The organism is Maledivibacter halophilus (genome assembly GCF_900167445.1).
In the GTDB taxonomy this organism is placed as follows: Bacteria; Bacillota; Clostridia; order Peptostreptococcales; family Caminicellaceae; genus Maledivibacter; species Maledivibacter halophilus.
On the sequence record NZ_FUZT01000001.1, the window covers coordinates 43,342 to 67,937 of the forward strand.

Consider the following 24,596-nt stretch of genomic DNA (forward strand, 5'->3'; position numbering starts at 1 on the left):
TGGGACTAAAAATAGATAAGAGAATGATATAAAACTGTCGGCTATATTAGCTAATAATAAATAATACTATAAAGGTGAAAGGCGGTATAGAAATGACTAATGTTTATAGAGTATTAGCTATAAATCCAGGTTCTACTTCTACAAAAATAGCTGTATATGATAATGAAAAACCCATTTTAGAAATTACACTTAGACATCCCTCTGAGGAAATAAACAAATATGAAAAAATATATGATCAATATGAATTTAGAAGAAATGTAATACTAGATGCATTAAATGAAAAGGAAATAAATCTAACAAAGTTAAATGCAGTAGTAGGTAGAGGAGGGCTTTTAAAGCCTATAAAAGGTGGAACCTACAGTGTAAATGATAGAATGCTTGAAGATTTGAAGGTAGGAGTTTTAGGAGAGCATGCATCTAACTTAGGCGGAATATTGGCATATGAAATAGCATCAAAACTTAATATTCCTGCATTTATAGTAGATCCAGTTGTTGTTGATGAGATGCAAGATGTTGCTAGATTATCTGGAATGCCTGAAATAGATAGAAAAAGTATATTTCATGCATTGAATCAAAAAGCAGTTGCAAGACGAGCAGCTAAGGAAATGGACAAAAGATATGAGGAAATGAACTTTATAGTTGCACATCTAGGCGGAGGAGTTTCAGTTGGAGCCCATAAGCATGGTAGAGTTATAGAGGTTAATAATGCATTGGATGGTGAAGGACCATTTTCTCCAGAAAGATCGGGAGGCTTTCCTGTAGGAGATTTAGCTAAACTTTGTTTTTCGGGCAAATACAAATATGGAGAGATAAAAAAGCTTATAAAGGGTAAGGGTGGACTAGTTGCTTACCTTAGAACAAACGATGCGAGAGAAGTTGTAAAAATGATTGAGAATGGAGATAAAAAGGCTCAGCTTATTTATGAGGCTATGGCATATCAGGTTTCTAAAGAAATAGGAAGCTGTGCAGCAGTATTGAAAGGAAAAGTTGATGCAATAGTTATAACTGGTGGTATAGCATACGATAAAATGTTTGTAGACTGGATAAAAGAAAAAGTAGGATTCATATCAAAAATATTAGTATATCCTGGAGAAGATGAAATGATAGCATTAGCCCAAGGTGGATTAAGAGTGCTTAGAAAAGAAGAATTGGCTCAAGAATATAAATAGAGTTGTTGAAGGTGATAGTATGTTAAATGATAACAGAATAAGGGTTATAATCGGACATTATGGGAGTGGAAAAACTGAATTTGCTGTAAATTATGCTATAAAACTAGCTGAAAAGGGGAAAAAGGTGGCTTTAGCTGATCTTGATATAGTAAATCCATATTTTCGATCAAGAGAGAAGCATGATATTCTTCAGACGAAGGGTATTAAAGTCATAGGAAGTTCACTTGGAATGAAATCCGGTGCTGATCTTCCAGCTATTTCTTCAAGTGTACTTGCTCCAATACAGGATGAAAGTTATGATGTTATTTTAGATGTTGGTGGAGATGCAGCTGGAGCAAGGACATTAGTTAGATATTATACTTACTTTAAAAAAGATACTTACGATATGTTCTGTATCTTAAATGCAAATAGAGCCGAAACTCAGACAGTGGATGGAGCTATAAATCATATAAAAGAAATTGAGGCTGCATCAAGAACTAAGGTTACTGGAATTGTTAACAATACACATTTACTTAGGGATACTAGTGTAGATGATGTATTAAAAGGTCAAGAGCTTGCCATGAAGGTTTCAGACAAATTAAAAATTCCAATCACATATATCAGTGCTTTGGAGAAGGTTGCCCGACAGCTTCCTGAGAATATCCAGGGACAGATTTTTCCCATTAAAATGTATATGAGGGAGGATTGGATGTAAATTTTCTGAAACTTAACATAATAAAAAATAAAGTTTAATTCAGCAAGTTTCAATTTTAAATGAGGAGGGTTGTAACAATGGCGAAGGCAAGAGGAAAGGTTTCATTTAAAGAAGATTTATGTAAAGGCTGCGAGCTTTGTACAACAGTATGTCCAGTTAATATAATAGAAATGGATAAAGAAAGAATAAATATTAAAGGTTATCATCCTGCAGCAGTGAAGGAAATGGATAAGTGCATAGGATGTGGGAACTGTGCAACTATCTGTCCCGATGTTGTTATTACTGTAGAAAGAGAAATTGAAAAGTAAGATAATTAAAGTTATAGGAGGGAAATAAGTATATGGCTAAGATATTAATGAAAGGTAATGAAGCCATTGGTGCAGCAGCTATAAAGGCTGGATGTAAGTTTTTCTTTGGTTATCCAATAACACCACAAAATGAACTTCCAGAGTATATGGCAAGGGAGTTTGGAAAGCATGGTGGAACCTTTGTTCAAGCAGAGAGTGAAGTTGCGGCTATAAATATGGTTTATGGTGCAGCTGGTAGTGGAGCGAGAGTTATGACTTCTTCATCTTCACCGGGAATTGCATTAAAACAAGAGGGAATTTCATATATAGCAGGAGCAGAACTTCCATGTGTTATTGTAAATATAGTAAGGGGAGGTCCTGGCCTTGGTGGAATTCAGCCAGCTCAATCCGATTATTATCAATCAACTAGAGGTGGAGGAAATGGAGACTATAAATTAGTAGTATATGCTCCAGCAAATCTTCAAGAGGCTGTTGATCTTACAATGGAAGCTTTTGATGTTGCTGACCAATATAGAAATCCTGTTATGGTTCTTGGTGACGGGATGATTGGACAGATGATGGAACCCATAGAATTTAAAGAACCTAAAAAACGAGAGATTCCTAAGAAGGATTGGGCCACAATTGGAACTAAAGGAAAGAGAAAGCCCAATATTATAAATTCACTTAGACTTGATCCAGGAGAATTAGAAAAATTAAATTTGAGAATACAAGATAAACTTAAAGAAATAGAGAAAAATGAAGTTAGGTATGAAAAATATAATTTGGAAGATGCACAGCTAGTATTTTGTGCATATGGAACTACTTCAAGAATAGTTAAAAATGCTATAGAATTGTTAAAGGATGAAGGTATAAAGGCAGGACTAATAAGACCTATAACATTATGGCCATTTCCACATAAAGCCTTTGATGAAATACCTGAGAGTGCAAAGGGTATCTTAACTGTTGAAATGAGCTGTGGACAAATGGTAGATGATGTAAGAATCGCAAATAATGGTAGACTACCTGTAGATTTCTTTGGTAGGATGGGTGGAATAATTCCTACGCCACAAGAAATAGTAAGCAAGGCTAAAGAAATGTTAGGGGGTGCTAAGTAATGGCTGTTGTATTTAAGAGAACAGAAGGTTTAGCAGAGATTCCTTTCCATTACTGCCCAGGATGTACACATGGTATAATCCACAGATTGGTAGGGGAAGTTTTAGAAGAGCTAGGAGTATTGGGAGATACAATTGGCGTTGCACCTGTTGGATGTTCAGTTTTAGCATATGATTATTTTAATTGTGATATGCATGAAGCTGCTCATGGCCGTGCTCCAGCAGTTGCAACCGGTATAAAGAGAGTACATCCAAATAATGTTGTATTTACTTATCAAGGTGATGGAGACCTTGCATCAATAGGTACAGCTGAAATCGTACATGCGGCCCATAGAAGTGAAAATATTACAACAATATTTGTTAATAATGCTATATATGGTATGACTGGTGGACAAATGGCTCCAACAACATTAATAGGACAAAAAGCCACTACTTCACCATATGGTAGAGATCCAAAGCTTACAGGACAGCCTCTTAGAATAGCAGAGATGCTTGCTACTATTCCAGGTGCATCCTATGTAGAAAGAGCATCAGTACACAATCCTGCAAATATAAGAAAAACTAAAAAAGCTATTAAAAAGGCATTTGAATATCAATTAGCAGGTAAAGGATTTTCAATAGTGGAGGTATTATCTACATGTCCTACAAACTGGGGTTTAAGTCCTGCAGAGTCACTTAAGTGGTTAGAAGAAAATATGATTCCATACTATCCATTAGGAAATTTCCGTACCCCAGAGGAGGTGAAGTAAGATGACAAATGAAAGAATAATTTGTGCAGGCTTTGGTGGACAGGGAGTTATGTCAATGGGACAGCTTCTTTCCTACGCTGGAATGATTGAAGGAAAGCATGTATCATGGTTACCATCTTACGGACCAGAAATGCGTGGTGGTACTGCAAACTGCAATGTAACTGTATCTGATACCCCAATAGGGTCTCCAATAATAGCTAAGAATGCTACAGCAGCTGTAGTTATGAATTTGCCATCATTAATAAAGTTTGAATCTGAATTACAAAAAGATGGAATAATGCTTATAAATAGCTCACTAATAGAAAAAAAACCAGAAAGAGATGATATAAAGACTTACTATATACCTGCTAATGAAATAGCAGGAGAAGTAGGAAATGGAAAGGTTGCAAATATGGTAATGCTAGGAGCATATTTGGAGATTACAAACGTAGTTAAGTTTGAAACTATTTTAGAAGCCTTTAAAAAAGTATTTGGTCCTTCTAAGGAGCATTTAATACCATTAAATCAAGAGGCTCTTAAAAAGGGAGCAGAAGCAGTAAAAGCATAATATAAGTGGGTATTTTATTAAAAGAGTAGGCAGAAAAATTTGCTTGCTCTTTTGTTTTGTATAGTAAAATTATTCAACTTAGGAAATTCCATAATTACCCCTTGTAAAAAATATCTAGTATATATATTATGCAATTTTCTCAAATTCAAATTATTCAATTATATATAAACAATATTAAGACTTAAAATGAATTTGAAAGAAAGTAATCAACGCTTTTGCATTTTTTATTTCAAATTTATTAAACCTCAAAGCTGCTTATCTTTATACCAACTAATAGTCTATCGAAAACAGAGTAAGGGAATATAGAAAAATAATAAATTGGTAGAATTATAAAGCTCGGTTGTTTATAATATATTATAAAGTATTATGATTTTTGATGGTGATTATTTACATTAACAAGAATATATAGAAGGTGAGTTATTTGGATAAAAAGTTTTCTTTGGGTATTTCAAGTAAAATAGAAACATTATTTAATCAGCTTGTATCTATAAAAAGTGATACTGGTACTATATTGGAAGTGGATATAGAAAATTATATATGGCAATGGATTGGGAAAATAGATTATTTTAAGAAAAATCCTAGTATGTATGGTAAATATCTATTAAAAGGTGATCCTTTAGAAAGGTTTGTTGTTTGGGCATTACTAAAGGGAAAGGGCAAAAAAACTACTATCTTATTACATCATCATGATGTAGTTGATTCATTGGATTATGGTATTCTAAGGGAATATGCTTATAATCCTGATTTACTGCAAAAAAAATTACAAAAGTTCAATCTTTCTGAAGATGTGAAATATGACTTAAAAAGTGGAAAATGGATTTTTGGTAGAGGAACAGCGGATATGAAGGCGGGTGCTGCAATTCAGCTTGTGCTACTAGAAGAATATTCAAAATTAAAGGAATTTGATGGCAATTTAGTATTATTATCTGTTCCAGATGAAGAATCTTTATCCTTTGGTATGAGAGAAGGGATAAACTTATTAATGAAGCTTAAAAATGAATTTGAACTTGATTATAAAATAATCATAAATTCAGAGCCCCACGAAAGAGAAGAAGATAGCACTGGGAGCTTATACGTAGGTTCGGTGGGGAAAATTATGCCAACAATTTATGTGAGGGGAAGAAAAGCTCATATAAAAGATGCCTTTAGTGGATTTAACCCTATTATTTTATTATCAAAAATAGTGGAAAAAACTGATTTGAATCCCTATTTTTCAGATGTTGTAGGCGATGAAATTTCACCTCCACCTTCTTGGATTTATGCTAGAGACCGAAAGAAATATTATGATGTTTCTATACCGGAAGCTGCTGGGGGATATTTTAATATACTTACACTAAAAAGAACTCCTAAAAAAATTTTAAATGAATTGAAAGAAATATGTGAAGAAGCTTCTAAAGATATAATGGATTATATAGATAATAATTATAAAGACTTCAAAAGCAGGACTAATATAGAAGATAATGAGCTGGGATTAGATGTCAAAGTAAAAATATTTTCTGAGTTATATGATCAAGCAATAAAGGATTCAGGAAACAAATTTTTGGAAGAGTATAATAGTTTAATGGAAAAGATTAAAAAAGATATAGAATACAATAGAGCAAGTGTTCCTGAAAGTACATTTGTTATTATAGAAAAAACCCTTGAATATATAAAAGATTTGTCTCCTATGGTTATAATATCATTTTCGCCCCCTTATTATCCTCATATTTCCAACATTGATTTTAAAGAATTACCAATGTCAGTATTAACTTTGGCAGATAAAATAAATGACTTTTCAAAAGACTCTTGGAATGAGGAATATAAAAAATATAACTATTTCATGGGAATATCTGATATGAGTTATGGAGCATTAAATGCAAGTGAAGAAATAGCTCCATATATAGGACCTAATATGCCATTATGGGGAAATATATATAAAATACCCTTAGAAAATATGGAGAATTTATCTATTCCTTCAATAAATATTGGACCATGGGGAAAGGATTTACATAAGCTTAGTGAAAGAGTTCTTAAAAGAGATTTATTGGAAAGAACCTCAAAATTAATTCAGTTTGCCATTGATCATGTATTAAGATGTAATAAACAGTATTAATTTTGAATATAAAAATTAGGATTAAAGACCTAAAAATTATGAAGCCACTGCACTAAAAGGCATGAAAACATTGAGTTTTCTTGCTTTTTTTTATAATAATCATTTTTGAAAAAAAATGTAAAATAGTGTAGTATTATAGTATAGTAAAATTAACAAAATGTAGAAAAATATAGATAACATATCATTTCATATTTATTTAAAGTTCTATCTTAAATCTATAGAAATAAACAACTTTAAAGATTGATAAATTTCAAAGGAAAAGCACAGGATTTTCATTAGCTTTTTGAAATTTATCTGATATTTTTTTGTTGTTTATATAAAATTATTCATAATAATGCTTTACATTATAATAGTGACTAATTTTATAATTGACTTGTAGGGGGATAAATTTATGGACAAAGTAAAATTAAATGAAAACCAAAAAAAGAAAGGGATTAAAAAGAAAAGAAGCAAGGGAAGCAATATGGGAATTAAAACAAAATTAATAGTTTTTTTATTAGTAATAACTATAATACCAATTATGGTTATTAGCACATATTCTGTTCAAAGTTTCAAAAAATCAATTGAAGATAAGGTAGGTTTTTTAACTGAACATTTAGCCAAAAGGGATCTTGAGATACTAGATTCAAAGTTAGAGGAAATTGAAAAAGCTTCCACTTTAGTAATAACCGATCAAGACTTGATAAGATCCATCACAACAGATGAATTTAAAGATCAGTATGACAAGTTTACGAACACCTTAAAAATCAGGCAAAACTTTACTTCTATAATGGTATCTTATCCTGATATAAAATCCATAACCTTTTACGGGGACAGTGAAAAAATCATAGGTAATGGAGATACTAAAGATATAACCAAATTTATGAAATCGGGAGAATTTGAAAAGACTGAAATGTATAAAGAAGTTTTAGAATCAAAAGGAAGAGTGCATTGGGTTACTGGACTGATGGGGGATTTTAATAATATCTATTTAATGCGTACAATAGTAAGTAATCTGGAACCCCAGGGTATTTTAGTATATCAAATAGATATGGAAACAATAAAATCATTATATTATAATACAAAAATAAGTAATGGCTCCAATACTTTAATTATAGATGATGAGAATAACATAATTTATCATACTAATGAAGAAAATATTGGCAATAAGGTAAATGAATCCTACATAGTAAATATTTCAGAAGATAAAAATTCAGATAGCTATACCCTAGATAATGAGCTGGTGGTGTATAGTAAATGCGATAATGGATGGAAGCAAATAACTACTATTCCATCAAAATATCTTTTTCAGGAAATATACGATATTAGACAAATGACAATGGGAATAGGAATTGTATGTATAATTATTTCAATATTTTTATCAATATATCTGGCCCTTAATATATCTAAGCCATTGAATAAAATATTAGGACTAATGAAAAGGGTTGAAGATGGAGACCTAACTGTTTCTTGTAATATAAAGGGGAACAATGAAATTGGAAGATTAGCCAAAGGCTTTAATAGTATGGTAGATAGTATGAAGAAATTAATAAATAGTACAAAGATGACTGTTGACGGAGTAAAATATAGTACAAAAACAGTAAATGAGATAGCAGAGCAGTATTCAGCTGTATCTGAACAGGTAGCAGTTTCAATGGGAGAAATAGCAAATGGAGCTTCAGAGCAAGCAAAGGAAGCTGAGAATACAACAGATATAATGGGACAACTGTCTGATAGAATAGATAGTATGGAAAGTAATCTAAAGATTGTAAAGGAAACTACAGACAAGACCAAAGAAATAAGTAATCATGCTACAGAAACAGTAAGAACCCTTTATGAAAAAACTGAGGAATATGCAAAGAACTCTGCGACAACAAAGGAAACTATAATAAAACTTAAGGATAGAGTTTCAGAAATAATTAATATTGTTGAATTAATCCAAAATATAAGTGAACAAACAAATCTTTTAGCCTTAAATGCAGCTATAGAAGCTGCTAGATCCGGTGAAGCAGGTAGAGGTTTTGCAGTGGTGGCCGAGGAAATAAGAAAATTAGCTGAACAATCAAAGGATGCTTCAAATAAAATAACCAATTTAGCAAATAGTATAAATTCTGATGTTGTAAATACAGTCGAATCTGTAGATGAAGGTGAAAAGATATTTGGAGAGCAGCATCTTGCGGTTTTTGATACGGATACTGCATTTAAAGATATAGAAACCTCTGTAGGATCCATAATAAAGGAAGTAATCCAGGTAAAGAATGCTGTTGAAGATATAGTTGAGTATAGAAATACTACTATTGCTTCTATACAAAATATTTCAGCTGTTACAGAAGAGTCTGCAGCATCAACTGAGGAGATAATGGCCTCAACAGAAGAGCAAGCTAGTTCTGCAGAACAATTAAAGGATATATCAAGAGAGCTTATTTCATTAGTAAATGAATTAAATCAGTCAATGGATAAATTTAAATTAGATGATGAAAGCCTTAGCAGTAAAAAGAAAAATATCTATGAAACAAAAAATAATCTAAATATTGAAGGTATTAGAGAAAATGAATTAGAGAATAAAAAAATAGTAGATAAAAATTTCATAGATAGTAATTCAAAGAATGAAGAATATAAAGAAAAAGATGAGGAATTAATTGAAGATAATAAAGAACTAAATAATAAAAATTTATATGATGAGGATATACATGAGGAAGGCTTAGAAAATGAGGAGAATGATGAAGATAAGGATGGGGATAATTTAGCATAGTAAAAAACTATCATAACAGGGAAAATATTATGTTTTTCCTGTTGTTTTTTTATAATAGGAGAGATTCTTATATGAAAAATATAGAATATGTATTTTTAAAACTCAAGGAACTAACATTAAAAACAATTAAGGAAAAGAAAGAATTTTTAGGTGCTAGTACCCAGGACTTAGTAGAAAATACAGGCCTCCATAGGACATATATAAGCCACTGTTTAAATATCCTCAATAAAGAAAAAAAAGTAATAAAAATAAATACAAGACCTGTATATTTCATTGAACTTGAAAGCTTTGAAGAAAATTTTAAAATCCATTTAAATGGGGAAGTATCCTATCGTAACTTTAAAGAATTAATGGAGGAAAAAAATAAATATAATAGAAGAAATGATTTTACAAAGGAAGAAACATTTAAGGATTTAATAGGATATGATGGAAGTTTAGAATATCAAATAGATCAATGTATAGCTGGTGTTAAATATCCACCAAGTGGTTTATCTATATTAATTACTGGCCCTACGGGATGTGGGAAAAGCTTTTTAGGAAGTAAATTATATAAGTATGCTAAAAATGAAGGATATATAAAGAAGGATGCTAAGCTTACAGTTTTTAACTGTGCTAAATATTCTAATAATAAAGAACTTCTTTCATCAAGTATTTTTGGACATAAAAAGGGAGCTTTTACAGGGGCTGATGAAGATAGAAGTGGAATTATTGAAAGTTCAAATGGAGGTTTTGTTATTTTAGATGAAATACATAGACTACCTCCAGAGGGTCAGGAATTACTTTTCTATTTTATGGATACAGGTCTTTTTAAAAGGATTGGTGAAAGCGATAGGTATAGAAAATCTGAGGTAAGATTTGTATTTGCAACAACAGAAAAGCCTAATAGTGTTTTGCTTAGTACTTTTTTAAGAAGAATACCAATTGTCATAAAAGTTCCTGCCCTTAAAGATAGACCATTAAATGAAAAAATAAAGATGATTTGTTTATTTTTTAAGGAAGAAGCAAAGTCTATTGGATGTGATATTAAGCTAACCAAGCATTCTCTTAGAACCTTTTTATATGCTGATTTCAAAGGAAATATTGGTCAGCTTAAAAATGATATAAAATTCAGCTGCGCTAGAGCTTATAGTAATTATACTATGGATATTGAAGGGAAAAAAACAATAAATATTAATTTTATGTCTTTGCCTGAATATTTAATTAACGATGTTGTAAACAAAAACGGAAGGTATTTTGATGACTTATTAAGGGGGTATATGATTGAGGATATACTAATAACCTGTAATGAAAACCAAAATATAAATCTATGTTCTTTTAATAAATCTGAAGTGAAAATCCATGAAAGGTTTTGTGATGAATTATTAAAACTAATTTCTCAAATAAAAGAAAAAAATCAGGATGAAATATTACTGTTAAAAATTCGAAAGCTTATTGATGATTATTTTGGAAAACTGGTTCTTAATATTAATTCATATTGTAAGGATGATATGAGGCATACCAGGTTTGATACTTTATATAAATGCATTCAAGATATCTTTTTAGTATTAAAGGATAAGTATGATTTAAAATACTATGATAATAATATATATAAACTTGCATGTTTCATACAAAAATCAATTGAAAATTATTATAATTTAGCACTAAAGGATTATGAGAAAAAAATAGCTGGGCATTTCAGATTTTTAAGAGAATATTATATGGAAGAATATGAACTAGCCTATAAGGTTGTAAGCTTTATTAAATCTAGCTTAGATTTGTCCATTGGTAATCTAGAAATAATTATTATAATGCTATATTTAATTAGTTTAAATAATAATAGCATATCCTGTAAAATTAAAGCAATTATCGTTGCCCACGGCTATTCTACCGCTAGCAGTATTGCAAATGTTTCAAACCATCTTTTGGAAAGTAATGTTTTTGAATCCTTTGATATGCCTATAGAAACAAGTACTAAAGATATTATTAATAAGTTAGAGGAGTATTTTAGTGAGGTTAATACCTCTAGGGGAGTAATGATATTAGTGGATATGGGTTCATTAGAAGAAATATATAAGGGGTTAGAAGGAATACTTCATGGAACCATAGGAATTGTAAATAATATAACAACTAAGCTTGCATTAAAGGTAGGAAATTGTATATTAAAGGATTTAGAAGTTGAAGAAATAGTAAAGGATATAAAAACTCTGGATAATTTTAAGTGTAAAGTAATATTTCCTGTAGAAAAAAAGAAAAGAGCACTTATTGTAACTTGTATGACAGGTATAGGTACTGCAAAGAAAATTAAAAGCTTATTGGCAAAAAGTTTAGGGGGATATGCAAAGAGCATCGAAATTATACCCTACGGTTATCTTAAACTTTATAAAAATAAACATAAAGATATCATTTTTAATAATTATGATGTTCAAGCTATTATTGGTACAGAGGATCCAAATATATTAGAAGTTCCCTTTCTATATATTGATGATTTAATTTCATCATATGATACATATATTTTTAATGAAGTATTAAAAAATATTATTCCTAAAGAAAAAATATACAGGGTAAAACAATCTATACTAAAATATTTTACACTAGAAAGTGTATTAAGCTATATCACCATTTTAAATCCCAATCTTATAATAGACCAATTAGAAGTGGCTATAGAAGCATTACAATATGAGTTGAAGCGTAATTTTTCAAATGATACAAAAATATGTTTATATATTCATTTAAGCTGTTTAATTGAAAGATTAATTACTAAAACCCATTTAGAAGAAGAGCATATTGAAAATATTGATGAGTTTAAAATTGGTAATAAGGATTTTATTAGTGTTATAAAAAGAAGCTTTAGTGTTATAGAAAACTATTATAGTGTTAAATTACCTATAACAGAAATATATTATTTGTATGAAATTTTAAGTGTAAAACTTGAGAAAAAGGTGTAAATATCAATTTTAAATAGACCATGCCATAAAAAAGTATCACTTTATGGCATGGTCTTTGCTCTTATTAAGTAGTGAATAAACAAGAACTAATTTAGGAGGGGTTATCTTTGATAGGGATAATAATTGTTAGCCATTCAAATATGGCAAATGGAATAAAGGATGCAGTAGAAATGATAGTAGGAGAGCAGGAAAATCTATTTTCAGTTGGATATTATATAGAGGATTCCCTAGAGGATTTAAGCAATAATATTACTAATATAATTGACAATGGAGAATGTGATGAATGGATTATTTTTACGGATATGTTTGGAGATACGCCATCAAATGTATCAGCTGTAGTTACAACGCAAAAAAATGCAGATGTAATAACTGGAGTGAATTTAGTTATGATATTAGAAATTTTAAACATGAGAAAAAATCATAATAAAAATGAAATAATAGATCAAATAGTAAATATAGGTAAATCTGGAATAACAACTATAACTAAAGATGAGATTATGAAAAATATTAAATAGGATAAATTGGTCAAATAAAAAACTAAGGAGTAGATTTATAAGTCATATTTCTTAGAAGTGTTTTTACTAAAACAGCAATTTTTTGATATACATATTAATTTAAACCAATAGGATTATTCGAGGATTATATAAAATCTTTGATAATACTGAAGAAGGAAAGGTGGTGAAAATATGAGTATAAATATTTTTAGATGTGACGACAGATTAATTCATGGTCAATGTATAGTAAAGGTTTTAAATGATTTCCATGTAAAAAGGATTTTATTAGTAGACAAATTTACAGCATCCAATCCAGTAATAAAAAGTGTATATCAAATGGCTGTTCCTCCAAGTGTGAAGGTTGAAATTTACAGTCCAAATGAAGCACTTGATAAAATCAAAGAAGCTATAGGAAATGATGAAAGTACACTGCTATTAATAAAGGAACCTAAGGTTGCAGTTGAAATCTTTAATGATGTAGAAAATCTAAAAAAAGAACTAAATATTGGTCCTATGAGCAACAGAAAACAAACTGTTAAGGCAACATATTTTTCAAACTTATTAAAGGAAGAGGCTTTAGCAATAAAAGAGCTTCAAGACATGGGAGTAAGAATATATTTTCAACAGACAACAGATCAAAAAGCAATAGAATGGAATTCCATTAGCAAAAAAGTTTTATCAAGCTTTAAATAAAATATAAGGAGGAGGTATATATGAGCTTTTTTCAAGCTTTTCTAATTGCTCTTATAGGATATAGTGCTTCTATATATAGTCCATGGCTGTTAGGCCTAATGGGAGGCTGGTATACTATCGGAAGACCTTTAATAGCTGGGACTATTATTGGAGCTATTCTTGGAGATATAAAGACGGGCATATTAATTGGAGCTGCTATACAAGCATTATATGTAGGATTAGTTACTCCTGGACTTTCAATGCCTGGAGATGTGAATTTTGCTGCTTATATTGGAATACCTTTAGCTATTGTTAGTGGAGCCACTCCTGAATATGCAGTAAGTTTATCGGTTCCATTAAGCTTCCTTGGGGTAGCATTAGTTTATTTAGTTGTTACCGTAAATGTTCTATTTGTCCATAAGCAAGAAAAATGGATAGAAGAGGGTAAGCTCAGCTTGGCTAATAAAATACCAATTATAGGAAATACAACTCAATTTATTGTTAGATTTTTCCCAATATTTTTAGCTAACTATTTTGGAGCTTCCTATGTAACTAAATTAGTAAGTATAATTCCTGAGCCCGTAGGAAATGTATTTCTTGTATTAGGAGGAATATTGCCAGCAGTAGGTTTTGGATTATTACTTAAATTCATATTAAAAGAAAATATTGAAATAATCTATTTCTTATTTGGCTTTGTATTAATAGCTGTATTAAAAACATCTATAATACCAGCCACTATAATTGCTGTATTATTTGCATATATAGATGTTAAATATAATAAAAATTCTGATAGGAAGGAGGCAGCTTAATGACTAAGGGAAAATTATCAAAAAAGGATATAGTAAAAGTATATATAAATTGGCTTATGTATAGTTTATCTTGTCAGAATATGGAACGTATGGAAGCACCGGCATTTGCTAGGTCAATGGGGATAGTAGCTGATAAATTATATGATGATGAAGAAGATAAGAAAAATTTAATGAAAAGACATACACAATTTTTTAATACTGAACCCCTTATTGGGACTATAATTCCAGGTATTGTTTTAGGAATGGAAGAACAAAAAGCCTCTGGAGAAGAAATACCCGATGAATTAATAAATGGTATTAAAACTGCTTTAATGGGGCCTTTTGCTGGAATTGGAGATTCCCTTATGGCAGGAACTTTGGTTCCTATACTATTAAGCATAGCCCTTGGACTGTCTAAGGATTCTGGAAGTATAGCTGGGCCCATATTCTATGTGGTAGCATACCTAGGAATAATGATACCAACAACTTGGTTTTTATTTAAGAAAGGTTATACTACAGGAATTAAATCAGCGGAGACAGTACTTTCTGGTGGTACCAAGGACATGCTAACTCGGGCTGCTAATATTGTAGGATTAATAGTCTTAGGAGCAATTTCAGCCCAATATGTTGCTGCTAAAGTGGGGCTAAGCTATACATCAGGGGATTTATCAATAGAGCTTAAACCTATGCTTGACAATATTTTTCCATCCTTAGTTCCACTTATTCTTACAATTATGAGCTGGTATTTATTAGATAAGAAGAAAATAAATATAGGCTGGGTATTCTTAATATTTATAATTATAGCTGCTATTTGTTCTGTAACTGGTATATTAATACCTTAGGATAATATGCACCTCATATACCTCAGTATCTTGATACTGAGGTATAAAATTTAACTTTGGATCGACAAATTTTATTTGTTAAATATAGGAGGAATATAGTGAAGAAAATATTAAATAAATTGAGAAATGGATTAATAGTTTCCTGTCAAGCCTTTGAAAATGAGCCTTTATATGGTTCAGAAATTATGGCTAAAATGGCTAAGTCTGCTGATATTGGCGGTGCTGTAGGACTGAGAGCTTGCTGGCCCCAGGATATAAGGGCTATAAAAAAAGTTACCAATTTACCTATAGTGGGAATTAACAAGGTTGTGACAAAGGATACGGATTTAATAGAGGATATAATTATAACACCAACCTTTGAAGCGGCAAAATCAATTTATGAAGCTGGAGCTGATATTATTGCCCTAGATTGTACAAATAGAAAAAGAGAAGGACTTAGTGTCAAAGAGCTAATTTATAAAATAAAAAATGAATTAAATGTTTTAGTTATGGCTGATATTAGCAATTTGGAGGAAGGTATAAATGCTGCTAAATACGGTGCAGATATAATATCAACAACCTTGTCGGGTTACACAAAATATAGTCCACAAATAAAAAAACCCGATTATAGATTATTAGAAGAATTAGTTGATAAAATAGATAAGCCAATAAATGCCGAAGGGAGATATTGGTCCCCTGAAGAAATGATAAAGGCCTTTGAAAAAGGTGCTTGGATGATAACAATTGGAGGTGCTATTACTAGGCCCCATTTAATAACTAAGAGATTTTCTGACGCATTAAAATCATATAAAGAGAGTTTATAAAAAGGAGAAATTAGGATGCTAAGATGTGCAATTTTTGATATGGATGGAGTTATTGTAAATACAGAGCCCTTGTATGTCGAAGAAGGAAGAAAAATCTTTAATAAATTTAATCTTGATATTAGTGAAAAAGAACACTATTCATATTGTGGAGGTTCTATGGGTAATATGTGGAGTAGTATAAGAAAAAATCATGATTTCAATGAACTTTCAGTTGAAGAATTGTGCAATATTTTTCTTAAGCAGATAAAAGATAGAATAATTAATGAAAAAAATTTAAAGATTAGTACAGACCTAATTGATTTATTGAAGGATTTAAGAAAAAACAAGGTAAAAACTGCTTTAGCGTCATCTTCTTCAATGGATGTTATAAGAATGATTTTAAATAAATTTAAATTAGAAAAATTATTTGACTATGTAATTTCAGGGGAGATGATTGAAAAAAGCAAGCCTGAGCCTGACATTTTTTTAAATGTCATTAAGGTGTTAAAAGTAAGGGATAAAGAAGCTTTAGTCTTTGAGGATTCAAGTAATGGAATAATAGCTTCTAAAAAAGCAAATATAAAAGTCATAGGATATAAGAAATACACTTTAAATGCTAAGGGCATGGATTTAGCTGATTGGGTTATTGATGATTTTTCACAAGTCAGCTTTAAAAAATTAAATTATTTTATAAAGTTAAATTAATATTTTAATGGAGGGATAAAAATGTCAGTAACAAAATATGTAGGGGAAATACAAAAACTAATAATAAAAGTAGAAGAAACACAAATAGATAAAATAAAAAAGGCAGCAGAGATATTCGCAGAAACCATAAAAAATGATAAACTAATACATGTTTTTGGCACAGGTCATTCCCATATGATAGGAATAGAAATGTTTGTAAGGGCAGGGGGCCTTGCTCCAATAAATGCTATGTTAGATGATACTATTATAACTAATTTTGGAGCAAGAAAGGGAAGTAAGATGGAAAGACTGTCAGGACTTGCAGAAATCATATGGGATGAGTATTATATAAATAAGGGAGATATAATGCTAATAATATCAAACTCTGGTAGAAATAATGTACCAGTTGAAATGGCAAAATTAGCAAAGGAAAGGGGAATATATTTAATAGCTATTACATCATTAAATCATTCAAAAACATGTGAATCAAGACATTCAAGTGGCAGGAGACTTTTTGAAATAGCAGATTTAGTAATAGATAATTGTGTACCAAAGGGAGATAGCTTAATAGATTTTAATGGGATTACATCGGGCCCAGCATCAACAATATCAGGCTCATTAATTGTAAACAGTATAGTTGCAGAAACCCTAAGAATTTTATCAAAGGAAGGATATAAATTACCAGTTTATACTAGTCAAAATGTTGATGGATATAATAATGATGATTTATATGAAAAATATGAAGGTAGAATTAAGCATATATAAGTTTATATAAAATTCAAAGGGAAAAGAGAGAAATATTATTAAATGACTAGGATGTGAAAAAATGAGAACTTTAGTGAAGAATTCAAGGATAATAACCCCATATGAAATAAAGGTAGGATATTCTTTGGTTGTAGAGGATGATAAAATAGAAGATATGATTAAAAACGAGAATATAGATGAATCTGTATTTGACAAGGTTATTGATTTAAAAGGAAAATATCTATCTTCAGGTTTTATAGACATACATAATCACGGGAATTATGGTCATGATGCTATGGAAGGTACCTACGATGCACTAGAATCAATGGGCAATTATCATATAAAAAATGGAGTAACAGGATATTTAGCAACAACCATGACAAATTCTACAGAAAATACAATAAGAGCCATAAAAAATGTGGCAAGCTATATTCATGAAAAAAACAAAGAAGGTTCGAAGGTTTTAGGACTATACCTAGAAGGACCATACTTTTCCCAAGAAAAGAAAGGAGCGCAGCCTCCAGAATATATAAAAGCTCCCGATATAGAAGAATTAGAAATGCTTCTAAAAGAAGGAAAGGATACTGTGAAGGTAGTTGCCATAGCTCCAGAGCTAAAAAATGCAAAGGAAGCAATAAGGTATCTTAAAAAACAAGGTATTACAATTTCAGCAGGCCATACAAATGCAAACTACCAAGAAGCAATGAAAGGAATAGAAAGAGGTATTACCCAGGCAACCCATCTATATAATGGAATGAGAGGCTTTAGCCACAGGGAGCCAGGGGTTCTAGGAGCAGTTTTAACAGATGAAAGAGTTGCATGTGAAATGATATGTGATGGCATACATATTCATAAGGCAGCTATGAATATGGCTGTAAAGCTCAAGGGAAAAGATAAAATAATACTCATATCCGATGCAATGATGGCAGCGGGATTGAAGGATGGTAAATATCAGCTAGGGGGGCAGGATGTATTTGTCAAAGATAGGGAAGCCAGATTAGAAAGTGGAGCTTTAGCAGGATCTACGTTGACCCTAAACAAAGCTGTATATAATATGGTGCACTTAGTAGGAGTATCATTAAATGAAGCTGTACAAATGGCAAGCTTAAATCCAGCTAAAGCAATAGGTATAGATAATTACAAGGGAAGCATAGAAATAGGGAAGGATGCAGATATTATAGCCTTCAATGAGAATTTAGATGTTTCTTTTGTAATGGTGGAAGGACATGTTATAGATAGCCAACTCTAAAGTATTATAAATTCTAATTTTACTTATCCATAAGCAACTGAAATCTTTAAAGATAAAGTTTAAATTTACTTTATGGATTTATATTAATAAGGAAAAGTATGTAAGTTTTACCTTGTTGCCCACACATTTATATTGTGATAGAATATAATAGATTAACAGTCTTTTATTTTGGAGGTTTAATATGGGAAAACTTTTTGGAACAGATGGAGTTAGAGGAATAGCAAATACAGAGCTCACTTGTGAGTTGGCATATAAATTAGGTAGAATAGGCGCATATTTATTAACAGAAGGTAAGAAAAAAGCTAAGATAGTTGTGGGAAAGGATACAAGGGTATCAGGAGACATGTTAGAGGCCTCCCTTATAGCTGGAATATTATCAGTAGGCTCTGATGCCTTGTGCTTAGGAGTAATACCTACTCCTGCAGTTGCATATCTTACAAGAAAGTACAATGCCGATGCAGGAATAGTAATATCAGCATCTCACAATCCTGTTGAGTACAATGGTATAAAATTTTTTAATAGAGATGGATTTAAATTAGCTGATGAAGTAGAAGAAAAAATAGAAGATTACATATTAAATAATAAGGATATAGATTATAAACCAATTGGAAATGAAGTAGGGAAGAAAATAAATGTAGAAACTGCAATAGATGATTATTCACAATTTTTAAAATCAACTATAGATGTTAATTTAATGGGAATGAAAGTTGCTATTGATTGTTCCAATGGAGCATCCTATATGACGGCACCAAAAACCCTAAGAGAACTTGGCGCAGAAATAGATGTAATAAATCACAACCCCGATGGATATAACATAAACTATAATTGTGGATCTACCCACCCGGAAATTATACAGCAGCACGTTTTAGAAACTAAAGCGGATTTGGGATTGGCCTTTGATGGTGACGCAGATAGGCTTATTGCAGTTGATGAAAAGGGAAATATTGTAGACGGAGATAAAATAATGGCTGTATGCGGGGCATATTTATTAGAAGAAGGTAAACTAAAGGACAATACTCTTGTGGCAACGGTAATGAGTAATATAGGATTAGAAAAGGCATTAGATAAATACAATTGTAATATAGTTAAAACTAAAGTTGGAGATAGATATGTTCTTGAGGAAATGAAGAAAAGTGGATATGTTTTAGGTGGAGAACAATCAGGTCACATAATATTTTTAGAACATAATACAACAGGTGATGGCCTTTTATCGGCACTTCAGCTTATTTCTGTAGTCAAGAAGAAAAATAAACCATTGTCGGAACTAGCTTCAATCATGAAGGTTTATCCTCAAGTTTTAAAGAATGCTAGGGTAAGCAATGATAAAAAGAAAAAGTATCTTAAAGATGAAAAAATAGCTTCAAGAATACAGGAAATAGAAGAAATCTTTCATGGTGAAGGAAGGGTACTTATAAGACCTTCAGGAACAGAGCCTCTAGTAAGAGTAATGCTTGAAGGTAGTAATGAAGAAATGCTTGAAAGACATTCAAAGGAATTAGTTGAGCTTATAGAAGCAAGACTTGGATAGATGTTAGATGGCAGGTAACAGGGTTAAGGATATATTTATGAGAATGAAAATGATAGTGTATTTGTACCCTGTTATCTGGAATCTAATGGCAATATTTGAAAGGAGTGATGCTTATTGATGGGATGATGTAGTATAAAAATTTAATAGTGATATAATCAAAGCGCCAGGACTTAAATCAGATCGGACTAAAAAGGATTTAAGTTGACGAGGTCAGGGTTAATCGAAGATTCGGCGGGTGCCCTGCGGTGTAACTCACCACCGATAAAGGCTTAACAAAATCTGCAAGTGATTGTGGAAACAAATAGGCTGGGTGAGAAAGGGTTTCTTTTTGTCTTTTTTGAGAGAATTAGAGAAAGATGTATATAATTATTACGGTTTGTTAAAAAAATAACAATAATACGTTAGAGATTTTTATATCTTAATTGTATATAAGAAATGGAGGACAGTATAAATGTGTGGAATAGTTGGATATATTGGAGATAAAAAAGCAACACCTATATTAATTGATGGATTATCAAGACTTGAATATAGAGGTTATGATTCAGCAGGTATAGCAGTATTTAAAGATGATGACATATATGTAGAAAAACATGAAGGTAGGTTAAAGGTTCTTGCAGAAAATTTAAAGGATAAGGATTTAAACGGTTCAATAGGAATAGGCCATACAAGATGGGCCACCCATGGTGCTCCATCTGATAGGAATGCTCATCCTCATACAAATTGTTCCGGTAATATAGCGGTGATTCATAATGGTATAATAGAAAACTATATGAAATTAAAGGAATGGCTCATAGAAGTAAATGGGAATGGGTTTAAATCAGAAACTGACACAGAGGTTATTGCCCATTTAATTGATTATTTTTATGAGGGAGATCTCCTAGATGCAGTATATAAAGCAGTAGAAAAAATGGAAGGTGCATATGCTATAGCTGTTATATGTAAGGATGAGCCCGATAAGATAGTGGCAGTTAGAAAGGACAGTCCCCTTATAGTTGGTCTTGGAAAAGAAGAAAAATTTCTTGCTTCTGATATTCCTGCTATACTAAAGCATACAAGGGACATATTTTTAATAGAAAATGACGAAGTAGTTCTTTTAACTAAGGAAAAGGTAACTATTTTTAATGAACTTAAACAGCCTCAAGCTAGAGAAGTATATAAGGTTACTTGGGATGTGGAAGCTGCAGAAAAAGAAGGATATGCCCATTTTATGATTAAAGAAATAAATGAGCAGCCAAAGGGGGTATCCGAAACACTAAACAGAAGATTAAATAAAGAAGGAAATATAGAGCTTGATAGTATTAAGATAACAAAGGAAGACTTGGATAAAATAGATAAGGTATATATAGTGGCTTGTGGTACTGCATACCACGCAGGTTTAGTTGGTAAATATGCCATAGAGAAATATGCAAAAATACCTGTAATATGTGATATAGCATCAGAATTTAGATATAGTGATCCATTTATAGATGAAAATACATTGTTTATAGCTATTAGTCAATCTGGAGAAACTCTGGATACACTGGCAGCCCTTAGAGAAGCAAAAAGAAAGGGCGCACGAATTCTTTCAGTAGTAAACGTAGTAGGTAGCTCCGTTGCCAGAGAATCCCATGATGTATTTTACACATGGGCAGGGCCTGAAATAGCAGTTGCATCAACAAAAGCCTATACAACACAGTTAACAGCAATGTATATGATAGCACTTCATATGGCTATAACTAAAGAATCAATGAGTAAAGAAAAATATGATTCTATAATAGAAGAGCTTAAGAACATGCCAGAAAAAATACAAAAAATATTGGATGATTATGTAATAGCTCAACATCTAGCAGATACACAATTCAATAATGAAAGTGTATTTTTCATGGGAAGAGGTTTAGATATAAATGCAGCATATGAAGGGTCTTTAAAGCTAAAAGAAATATCATATATCAATTCCTTTGCAATAGCAGCAGGAGAATTAAAGCATGGAACTATTGCATTGATAGAAGATGATACTCTAGTAATAGCCCTTGCAACCCAAGACAGATTATATGAAAAAATGCTTTCAAACATAAAGGAAGTAAAAGCTAGGGGGGCATATGTAGTGGCTATAGCTAAAGAAGGAAATAAGGAAATAGAAAAGTCTGCGGATACAGTTATATATATACCAGATACAATGGATGAATTGACTCCTATACTAAGCGTAGTACCACAGCAATTGTTCTCATATTATATGGCAGTTGCTAGGGGCTGCGATGTTGATAAGCCTAGAAATTTGGCTAAGAGTGTTACGGTTGAGTAGGTGAGAGAGGAAGTATCACATTTGTTGATCCAACAAAATAAACTCGTGAGAAAAATAATAAAGTCGTACTAAGGATAATAAAGTTGTAATAAAAGTCATGTGATTTTGGACTAAAAATGCCAAGATTGCATGGCTTTTTGTATGAGGGGAATATCGAGGAAATGGTTCACCAAACATGGTTAAGTAAAAAGAAAATACAAAAAATAGAAAAAAGAACAGATAAAAAACTTTTGAATCCTTGAGTTGAAATATATTAAAAACTACTAATATACCTATTTATGTGATTTAGCTCTTGGATAAGGAGATTTTTCATCTGTTAAGCCAACCAAATAATCAATACTGGTATTGTAAAACTTTGCAAGAGTCAGCAATGATTCTATAGAAATATTTCTTTTGCCAGTTTCGTAATGGGAATATGTTCTTTCAGCAATATTTAATATTTTTGCTACATGCCTTTGCAATAAATCATTATCTTCTCGAAGATTTCTTAAACGTTCATATTTCAAAAAAATCACCTCATGGAAATTATATTATAGACCATATAGGACTATTAACATTAAGTCCAAAAAGGACTATAATTAATAAAATAGTCCTTTTTGGACTATAAAACTTCCCATATATTTAGTATTGTCGAAATATTAGTTTAAATATTATTGGAAAATTAGTTTATTACATTAAAAAGAATTACATTGAATTTAAAATGTAGATGAGGTGAAAAAGTGAAAGTTAAAAAGAAATTTTTACAACAAGAGATTAATGATAAAATAAATAGTCTACGTTTTAAATTAAATGAAATGTATAAAATAAAAGGACATACAAAAGAAGTAGTTGATATAAGTCAAGAATTAGATAAGTATATTGCTATTGTGCAGCAGGAACTTGTAAAGAAAATAAACATTCATTAATAATTCAATTTAGACGAGAATGAGGTAGTGGACTTAATCTCAAATTCCTGAGAGGAATTTAAAATTATGGAAGATTTTTTAAAAAGAGTTTATTATAAGTCTAGATTTGTTCTAATAATTCATCTAATATGACAAATTTTTCCCAGTTTTTGACTGATACATTTTTTCATCTGCTAATTTAATAGAATTATAAATTTCTTGTGTATCATATATTTCTTGAATTCCATAGGAAAATTCTATAGGGAACTCAAATTCTTTATTATTTTTCAACTTTTCTTTAACTCTATTTATAATAGTATGACTTGATTCTTTGTCACAATTTTGGAGTATAAGTAGAAATTCATCTCCACCATATCTAATCACAAAATCGTCTTTACGAATATAGGACTTTAATACTTCTACCACTTTTTTTAATACTTTGTCTCCTACTATATGTCCAAAATTATCATTAATGCTTTTAAATTTATCTATATCAATGACTACTACTAATAATATTACTTCATTACTATTTGATTTGTTTTTTTCATGTTCTATTAATTTATCTAAAAACAATCTTGAATAGGCTCCAGTTAAACTATCATAATTAGCAAGTTTTTTATATTTTTCTTTACTTAGGAATAGTACGGCTATAAGGAAGAAAAACAAAGTGAAAATCCCCAAAAACAAATATTTGGATATTCTACGACTTCGCTCCAATGATTGTTCTAATAATACTCTTTCTGTAATATCTATAACAACTGAATATAGTGTCTCCTTTCCTTCTTCCAATACTGGGTATGAATGCACTTCAACATTTCTTATTTCACCATTTGCAAGACGGTGCTTAAAAACAAAATAATTTCGCTCTTCTCTAAATGCTGCTTCCATTTCTTTTTTGATTTGTATTAAATCAAGGGTGTTAATATCCTGAATAGACATTTTTAGTAATTTTTCTTTTGGGTATCCATAAAAATCAATTGCTGCTTTATTGGCATATCTAATTGAACCTGTCTCAGCATCAATAATCAATCTTATTAAGCCATGATTGTCAAAAATTTTACTGAAATCAACTTGTGAATCCTCTGCATATACTGGATTTATAGATAGCAATATCATTATTATAATTAGGTAATATAAAAGTTTTTTTCTAATCAATTATTTCTCCTCCTTATATATCCAATATATGAAGCTTTAACATTCTATTCTAAGTATTTTTAGCTTTAAAAGAGGCTGATTTATACTTTTAAATGACTCACAAGACTAGTGTAAATTGTATTTTGAATCTTTTCTATATTCGTTAAATCAATTATACTATAATTACATATCTGACACAATAATGCATA

At 30.8% G+C, this 24,596-nt stretch carries 22 protein-coding genes; 20 read left to right on the forward strand and 2 right to left on the reverse strand.

Features of this window, described 5'->3' with window-relative positions:
• Positions 1-92: 92 nt before the first annotated feature.
• From buk to glmS, 19 genes are all read left to right on the forward strand, one after another.
• Positions 93-1,169, forward strand: coding sequence for a butyrate kinase (gene buk, locus B5X81_RS00300; protein WP_079488479.1), 1,077 nt, complete (start codon positions 93-95; stop codon positions 1,167-1,169).
• A gap of 19 nt (positions 1,170-1,188) precedes the next feature.
• A complete protein-coding gene (locus tag B5X81_RS00305; RefSeq protein WP_079488480.1) occupies positions 1,189-1,863 on the forward strand; it encodes a nucleotide-binding protein in 675 nt (224 codons plus the stop codon).
• 77 nt (positions 1,864-1,940) lie between these two features.
• Complete coding sequence (locus tag B5X81_RS00310) at positions 1,941-2,171, forward strand: 4Fe-4S dicluster domain-containing protein (protein ID WP_079488482.1); 231 nt, start codon at positions 1,941-1,943, stop codon at positions 2,169-2,171.
• Positions 2,172-2,203: 32 nt separating this feature from the next.
• Positions 2,204-3,265, forward strand: coding sequence for a 3-methyl-2-oxobutanoate dehydrogenase subunit VorB (locus tag B5X81_RS00315; protein ID WP_079488483.1), 1,062 nt, complete (start codon positions 2,204-2,206; stop codon positions 3,263-3,265).
• A complete protein-coding gene (locus tag B5X81_RS00320; protein WP_079488485.1) occupies positions 3,265-4,011 on the forward strand; it encodes a thiamine pyrophosphate-dependent enzyme in 747 nt (248 codons plus the stop codon). Before B5X81_RS00315 ends, B5X81_RS00320 begins: the two co-directional genes overlap by 1 nt.
• 1 nt (position 4,012) lies before the next feature.
• Positions 4,013-4,558 carry a 2-oxoacid:acceptor oxidoreductase family protein gene (locus B5X81_RS00325; protein WP_079488486.1) on the forward strand — a complete coding sequence of 182 codons (546 nt, stop codon included), beginning with the start codon at positions 4,013-4,015 and terminating at the stop codon, positions 4,556-4,558.
• Positions 4,559-4,979: 421 nt separating this feature from the next.
• Positions 4,980-6,650 (forward strand): M20/M25/M40 family metallo-hydrolase, encoded by a 1,671-nt coding sequence (locus tag B5X81_RS00330; RefSeq protein WP_079488488.1) that lies wholly within the window; start codon positions 4,980-4,982, stop codon positions 6,648-6,650.
• A gap of 391 nt (positions 6,651-7,041) precedes the next feature.
• Positions 7,042-9,381 (forward strand): methyl-accepting chemotaxis protein, encoded by a 2,340-nt coding sequence (locus B5X81_RS00335; RefSeq protein ID WP_079488490.1) that lies wholly within the window; start codon positions 7,042-7,044, stop codon positions 9,379-9,381.
• 71 nt (positions 9,382-9,452) lie between these two features.
• Positions 9,453-12,305, forward strand: a complete 2,853-nt coding sequence (locus B5X81_RS00340) for a sigma 54-interacting transcriptional regulator (protein WP_170917210.1) — start codon at positions 9,453-9,455, stop codon at positions 12,303-12,305.
• A gap of 107 nt (positions 12,306-12,412) precedes the next feature.
• Positions 12,413-12,820 carry a PTS sugar transporter subunit IIA gene (locus B5X81_RS00345; RefSeq protein ID WP_079488493.1) on the forward strand — a complete coding sequence of 136 codons (408 nt, stop codon included), beginning with the start codon at positions 12,413-12,415 and terminating at the stop codon, positions 12,818-12,820.
• A 171-nt stretch (positions 12,821-12,991) separates the two neighbouring features.
• Positions 12,992-13,492 carry a PTS system mannose/fructose/N-acetylgalactosamine-transporter subunit IIB gene (locus tag B5X81_RS00350; protein ID WP_079488494.1) on the forward strand — a complete coding sequence of 167 codons (501 nt, stop codon included), beginning with the start codon at positions 12,992-12,994 and terminating at the stop codon, positions 13,490-13,492.
• A gap of 20 nt (positions 13,493-13,512) precedes the next feature.
• Positions 13,513-14,280 (forward strand): PTS mannose/fructose/sorbose/N-acetylgalactosamine transporter subunit IIC, encoded by a 768-nt coding sequence (locus tag B5X81_RS00355; RefSeq protein ID WP_079488496.1) that lies wholly within the window; start codon positions 13,513-13,515, stop codon positions 14,278-14,280.
• The gene (locus B5X81_RS00360) at positions 14,280-15,101 is read left to right on the forward strand and encodes a PTS system mannose/fructose/sorbose family transporter subunit IID (protein WP_079488497.1); all 822 of its coding nucleotides are present in this window, start codon (positions 14,280-14,282) and stop codon (positions 15,099-15,101) included. Before B5X81_RS00355 ends, B5X81_RS00360 begins: the two co-directional genes overlap by 1 nt.
• A 98-nt stretch (positions 15,102-15,199) precedes the next feature.
• On the forward strand, positions 15,200-15,904 hold the full coding sequence (locus B5X81_RS00365; RefSeq protein ID WP_079488499.1) for an N-acetylmannosamine-6-phosphate 2-epimerase: 705 nt from the start codon (positions 15,200-15,202) through the stop codon (positions 15,902-15,904).
• A gap of 15 nt (positions 15,905-15,919) precedes the next feature.
• A complete protein-coding gene (locus B5X81_RS00370) occupies positions 15,920-16,588 on the forward strand; it encodes an HAD family hydrolase (protein ID WP_079488500.1) in 669 nt (222 codons plus the stop codon).
• 21 nt (positions 16,589-16,609) lie between these two features.
• Positions 16,610-17,332 (forward strand): sugar isomerase domain-containing protein, encoded by a 723-nt coding sequence (locus tag B5X81_RS00375; protein ID WP_079488502.1) that lies wholly within the window; start codon positions 16,610-16,612, stop codon positions 17,330-17,332.
• 61 nt (positions 17,333-17,393) lie between these two features.
• Positions 17,394-18,560 carry an N-acetylglucosamine-6-phosphate deacetylase gene (nagA, locus tag B5X81_RS00380; RefSeq protein WP_079488503.1) on the forward strand — a complete coding sequence of 389 codons (1,167 nt, stop codon included), beginning with the start codon at positions 17,394-17,396 and terminating at the stop codon, positions 18,558-18,560.
• A 181-nt stretch (positions 18,561-18,741) separates the two neighbouring features.
• Positions 18,742-20,088 (forward strand): phosphoglucosamine mutase, encoded by a 1,347-nt coding sequence (gene glmM, locus B5X81_RS00385; RefSeq protein WP_079488505.1) that lies wholly within the window; start codon positions 18,742-18,744, stop codon positions 20,086-20,088.
• 451 nt (positions 20,089-20,539) lie between these two features.
• Complete coding sequence (gene glmS / locus B5X81_RS00390; protein ID WP_079488506.1) at positions 20,540-22,369, forward strand: glutamine--fructose-6-phosphate transaminase (isomerizing); 1,830 nt, start codon at positions 20,540-20,542, stop codon at positions 22,367-22,369.
• A gap of 272 nt (positions 22,370-22,641) precedes the next feature.
• On the opposite strand, the gene B5X81_RS00395 is transcribed toward glmS, so the two are convergent.
• Positions 22,642-22,875 carry a helix-turn-helix domain-containing protein gene (locus tag B5X81_RS00395; RefSeq protein WP_079488508.1) on the reverse strand — a complete coding sequence of 78 codons (234 nt, stop codon included), beginning with the start codon at positions 22,873-22,875 and terminating at the stop codon, positions 22,642-22,644.
• Between the two features lie 213 nt (positions 22,876-23,088).
• Between B5X81_RS00395 and B5X81_RS00400 the strand changes: the two genes are divergently transcribed.
• Complete coding sequence (locus tag B5X81_RS00400) at positions 23,089-23,274, forward strand: aspartyl-phosphate phosphatase Spo0E family protein (protein ID WP_079488509.1); 186 nt, start codon at positions 23,089-23,091, stop codon at positions 23,272-23,274.
• A 123-nt stretch (positions 23,275-23,397) separates the two neighbouring features.
• Here the strand turns inward: B5X81_RS00400 and B5X81_RS00405 are convergent, their stop codons facing one another.
• Positions 23,398-24,408, reverse strand: a complete 1,011-nt coding sequence (locus B5X81_RS00405) for a GGDEF domain-containing protein (RefSeq protein ID WP_079488511.1) — start codon at positions 24,406-24,408, stop codon at positions 23,398-23,400.
• Between the last annotated feature and the right edge of the window lie 188 nt (positions 24,409-24,596).

What these genes read in the sequence shown, in the direction of transcription:
- B5X81_RS00350 (WP_079488494.1), top strand. Translation starts at nt 12,992, where the DNA reads ATGAGTATAAATATTTTTAGATGTGACGACAGATTAATTCATGGTCAA.
- B5X81_RS00370 (WP_079488500.1), top strand. Translation starts at nt 15,920, where the DNA reads ATGCTAAGATGTGCAATTTTTGATATGGATGGAGTTATTGTAAATACA.
- B5X81_RS00310 (WP_079488482.1), top strand. Translation starts at nt 1,941, where the DNA reads ATGGCGAAGGCAAGAGGAAAGGTTTCATTTAAAGAAGATTTATGTAAA.
- nagA (WP_079488503.1), top strand. Translation starts at nt 17,394, where the DNA reads ATGAGAACTTTAGTGAAGAATTCAAGGATAATAACCCCATATGAAATA.
- B5X81_RS00315 (WP_079488483.1), top strand. Translation starts at nt 2,204, where the DNA reads ATGGCTAAGATATTAATGAAAGGTAATGAAGCCATTGGTGCAGCAGCT.
- B5X81_RS00305 (WP_079488480.1), top strand. Translation starts at nt 1,189, where the DNA reads ATGTTAAATGATAACAGAATAAGGGTTATAATCGGACATTATGGGAGT.
- B5X81_RS00335 (WP_079488490.1), top strand. Translation starts at nt 7,042, where the DNA reads ATGGACAAAGTAAAATTAAATGAAAACCAAAAAAAGAAAGGGATTAAA.
- glmM (WP_079488505.1), top strand. Translation starts at nt 18,742, where the DNA reads ATGGGAAAACTTTTTGGAACAGATGGAGTTAGAGGAATAGCAAATACA.
- B5X81_RS00360 (WP_079488497.1), top strand. Translation starts at nt 14,280, where the DNA reads ATGACTAAGGGAAAATTATCAAAAAAGGATATAGTAAAAGTATATATA.
- B5X81_RS00340 (WP_170917210.1), top strand. Translation starts at nt 9,453, where the DNA reads ATGAAAAATATAGAATATGTATTTTTAAAACTCAAGGAACTAACATTA.
- B5X81_RS00375 (WP_079488502.1), top strand. Translation starts at nt 16,610, where the DNA reads ATGTCAGTAACAAAATATGTAGGGGAAATACAAAAACTAATAATAAAA.
- B5X81_RS00325 (WP_079488486.1), top strand. Translation starts at nt 4,013, where the DNA reads ATGACAAATGAAAGAATAATTTGTGCAGGCTTTGGTGGACAGGGAGTT.
- glmS (WP_079488506.1), top strand. Translation starts at nt 20,540, where the DNA reads ATGTGTGGAATAGTTGGATATATTGGAGATAAAAAAGCAACACCTATA.
- buk (WP_079488479.1), top strand. Translation starts at nt 93, where the DNA reads ATGACTAATGTTTATAGAGTATTAGCTATAAATCCAGGTTCTACTTCT.
- B5X81_RS00320 (WP_079488485.1), top strand. Translation starts at nt 3,265, where the DNA reads ATGGCTGTTGTATTTAAGAGAACAGAAGGTTTAGCAGAGATTCCTTTC.
- B5X81_RS00355 (WP_079488496.1), top strand. Translation starts at nt 13,513, where the DNA reads ATGAGCTTTTTTCAAGCTTTTCTAATTGCTCTTATAGGATATAGTGCT.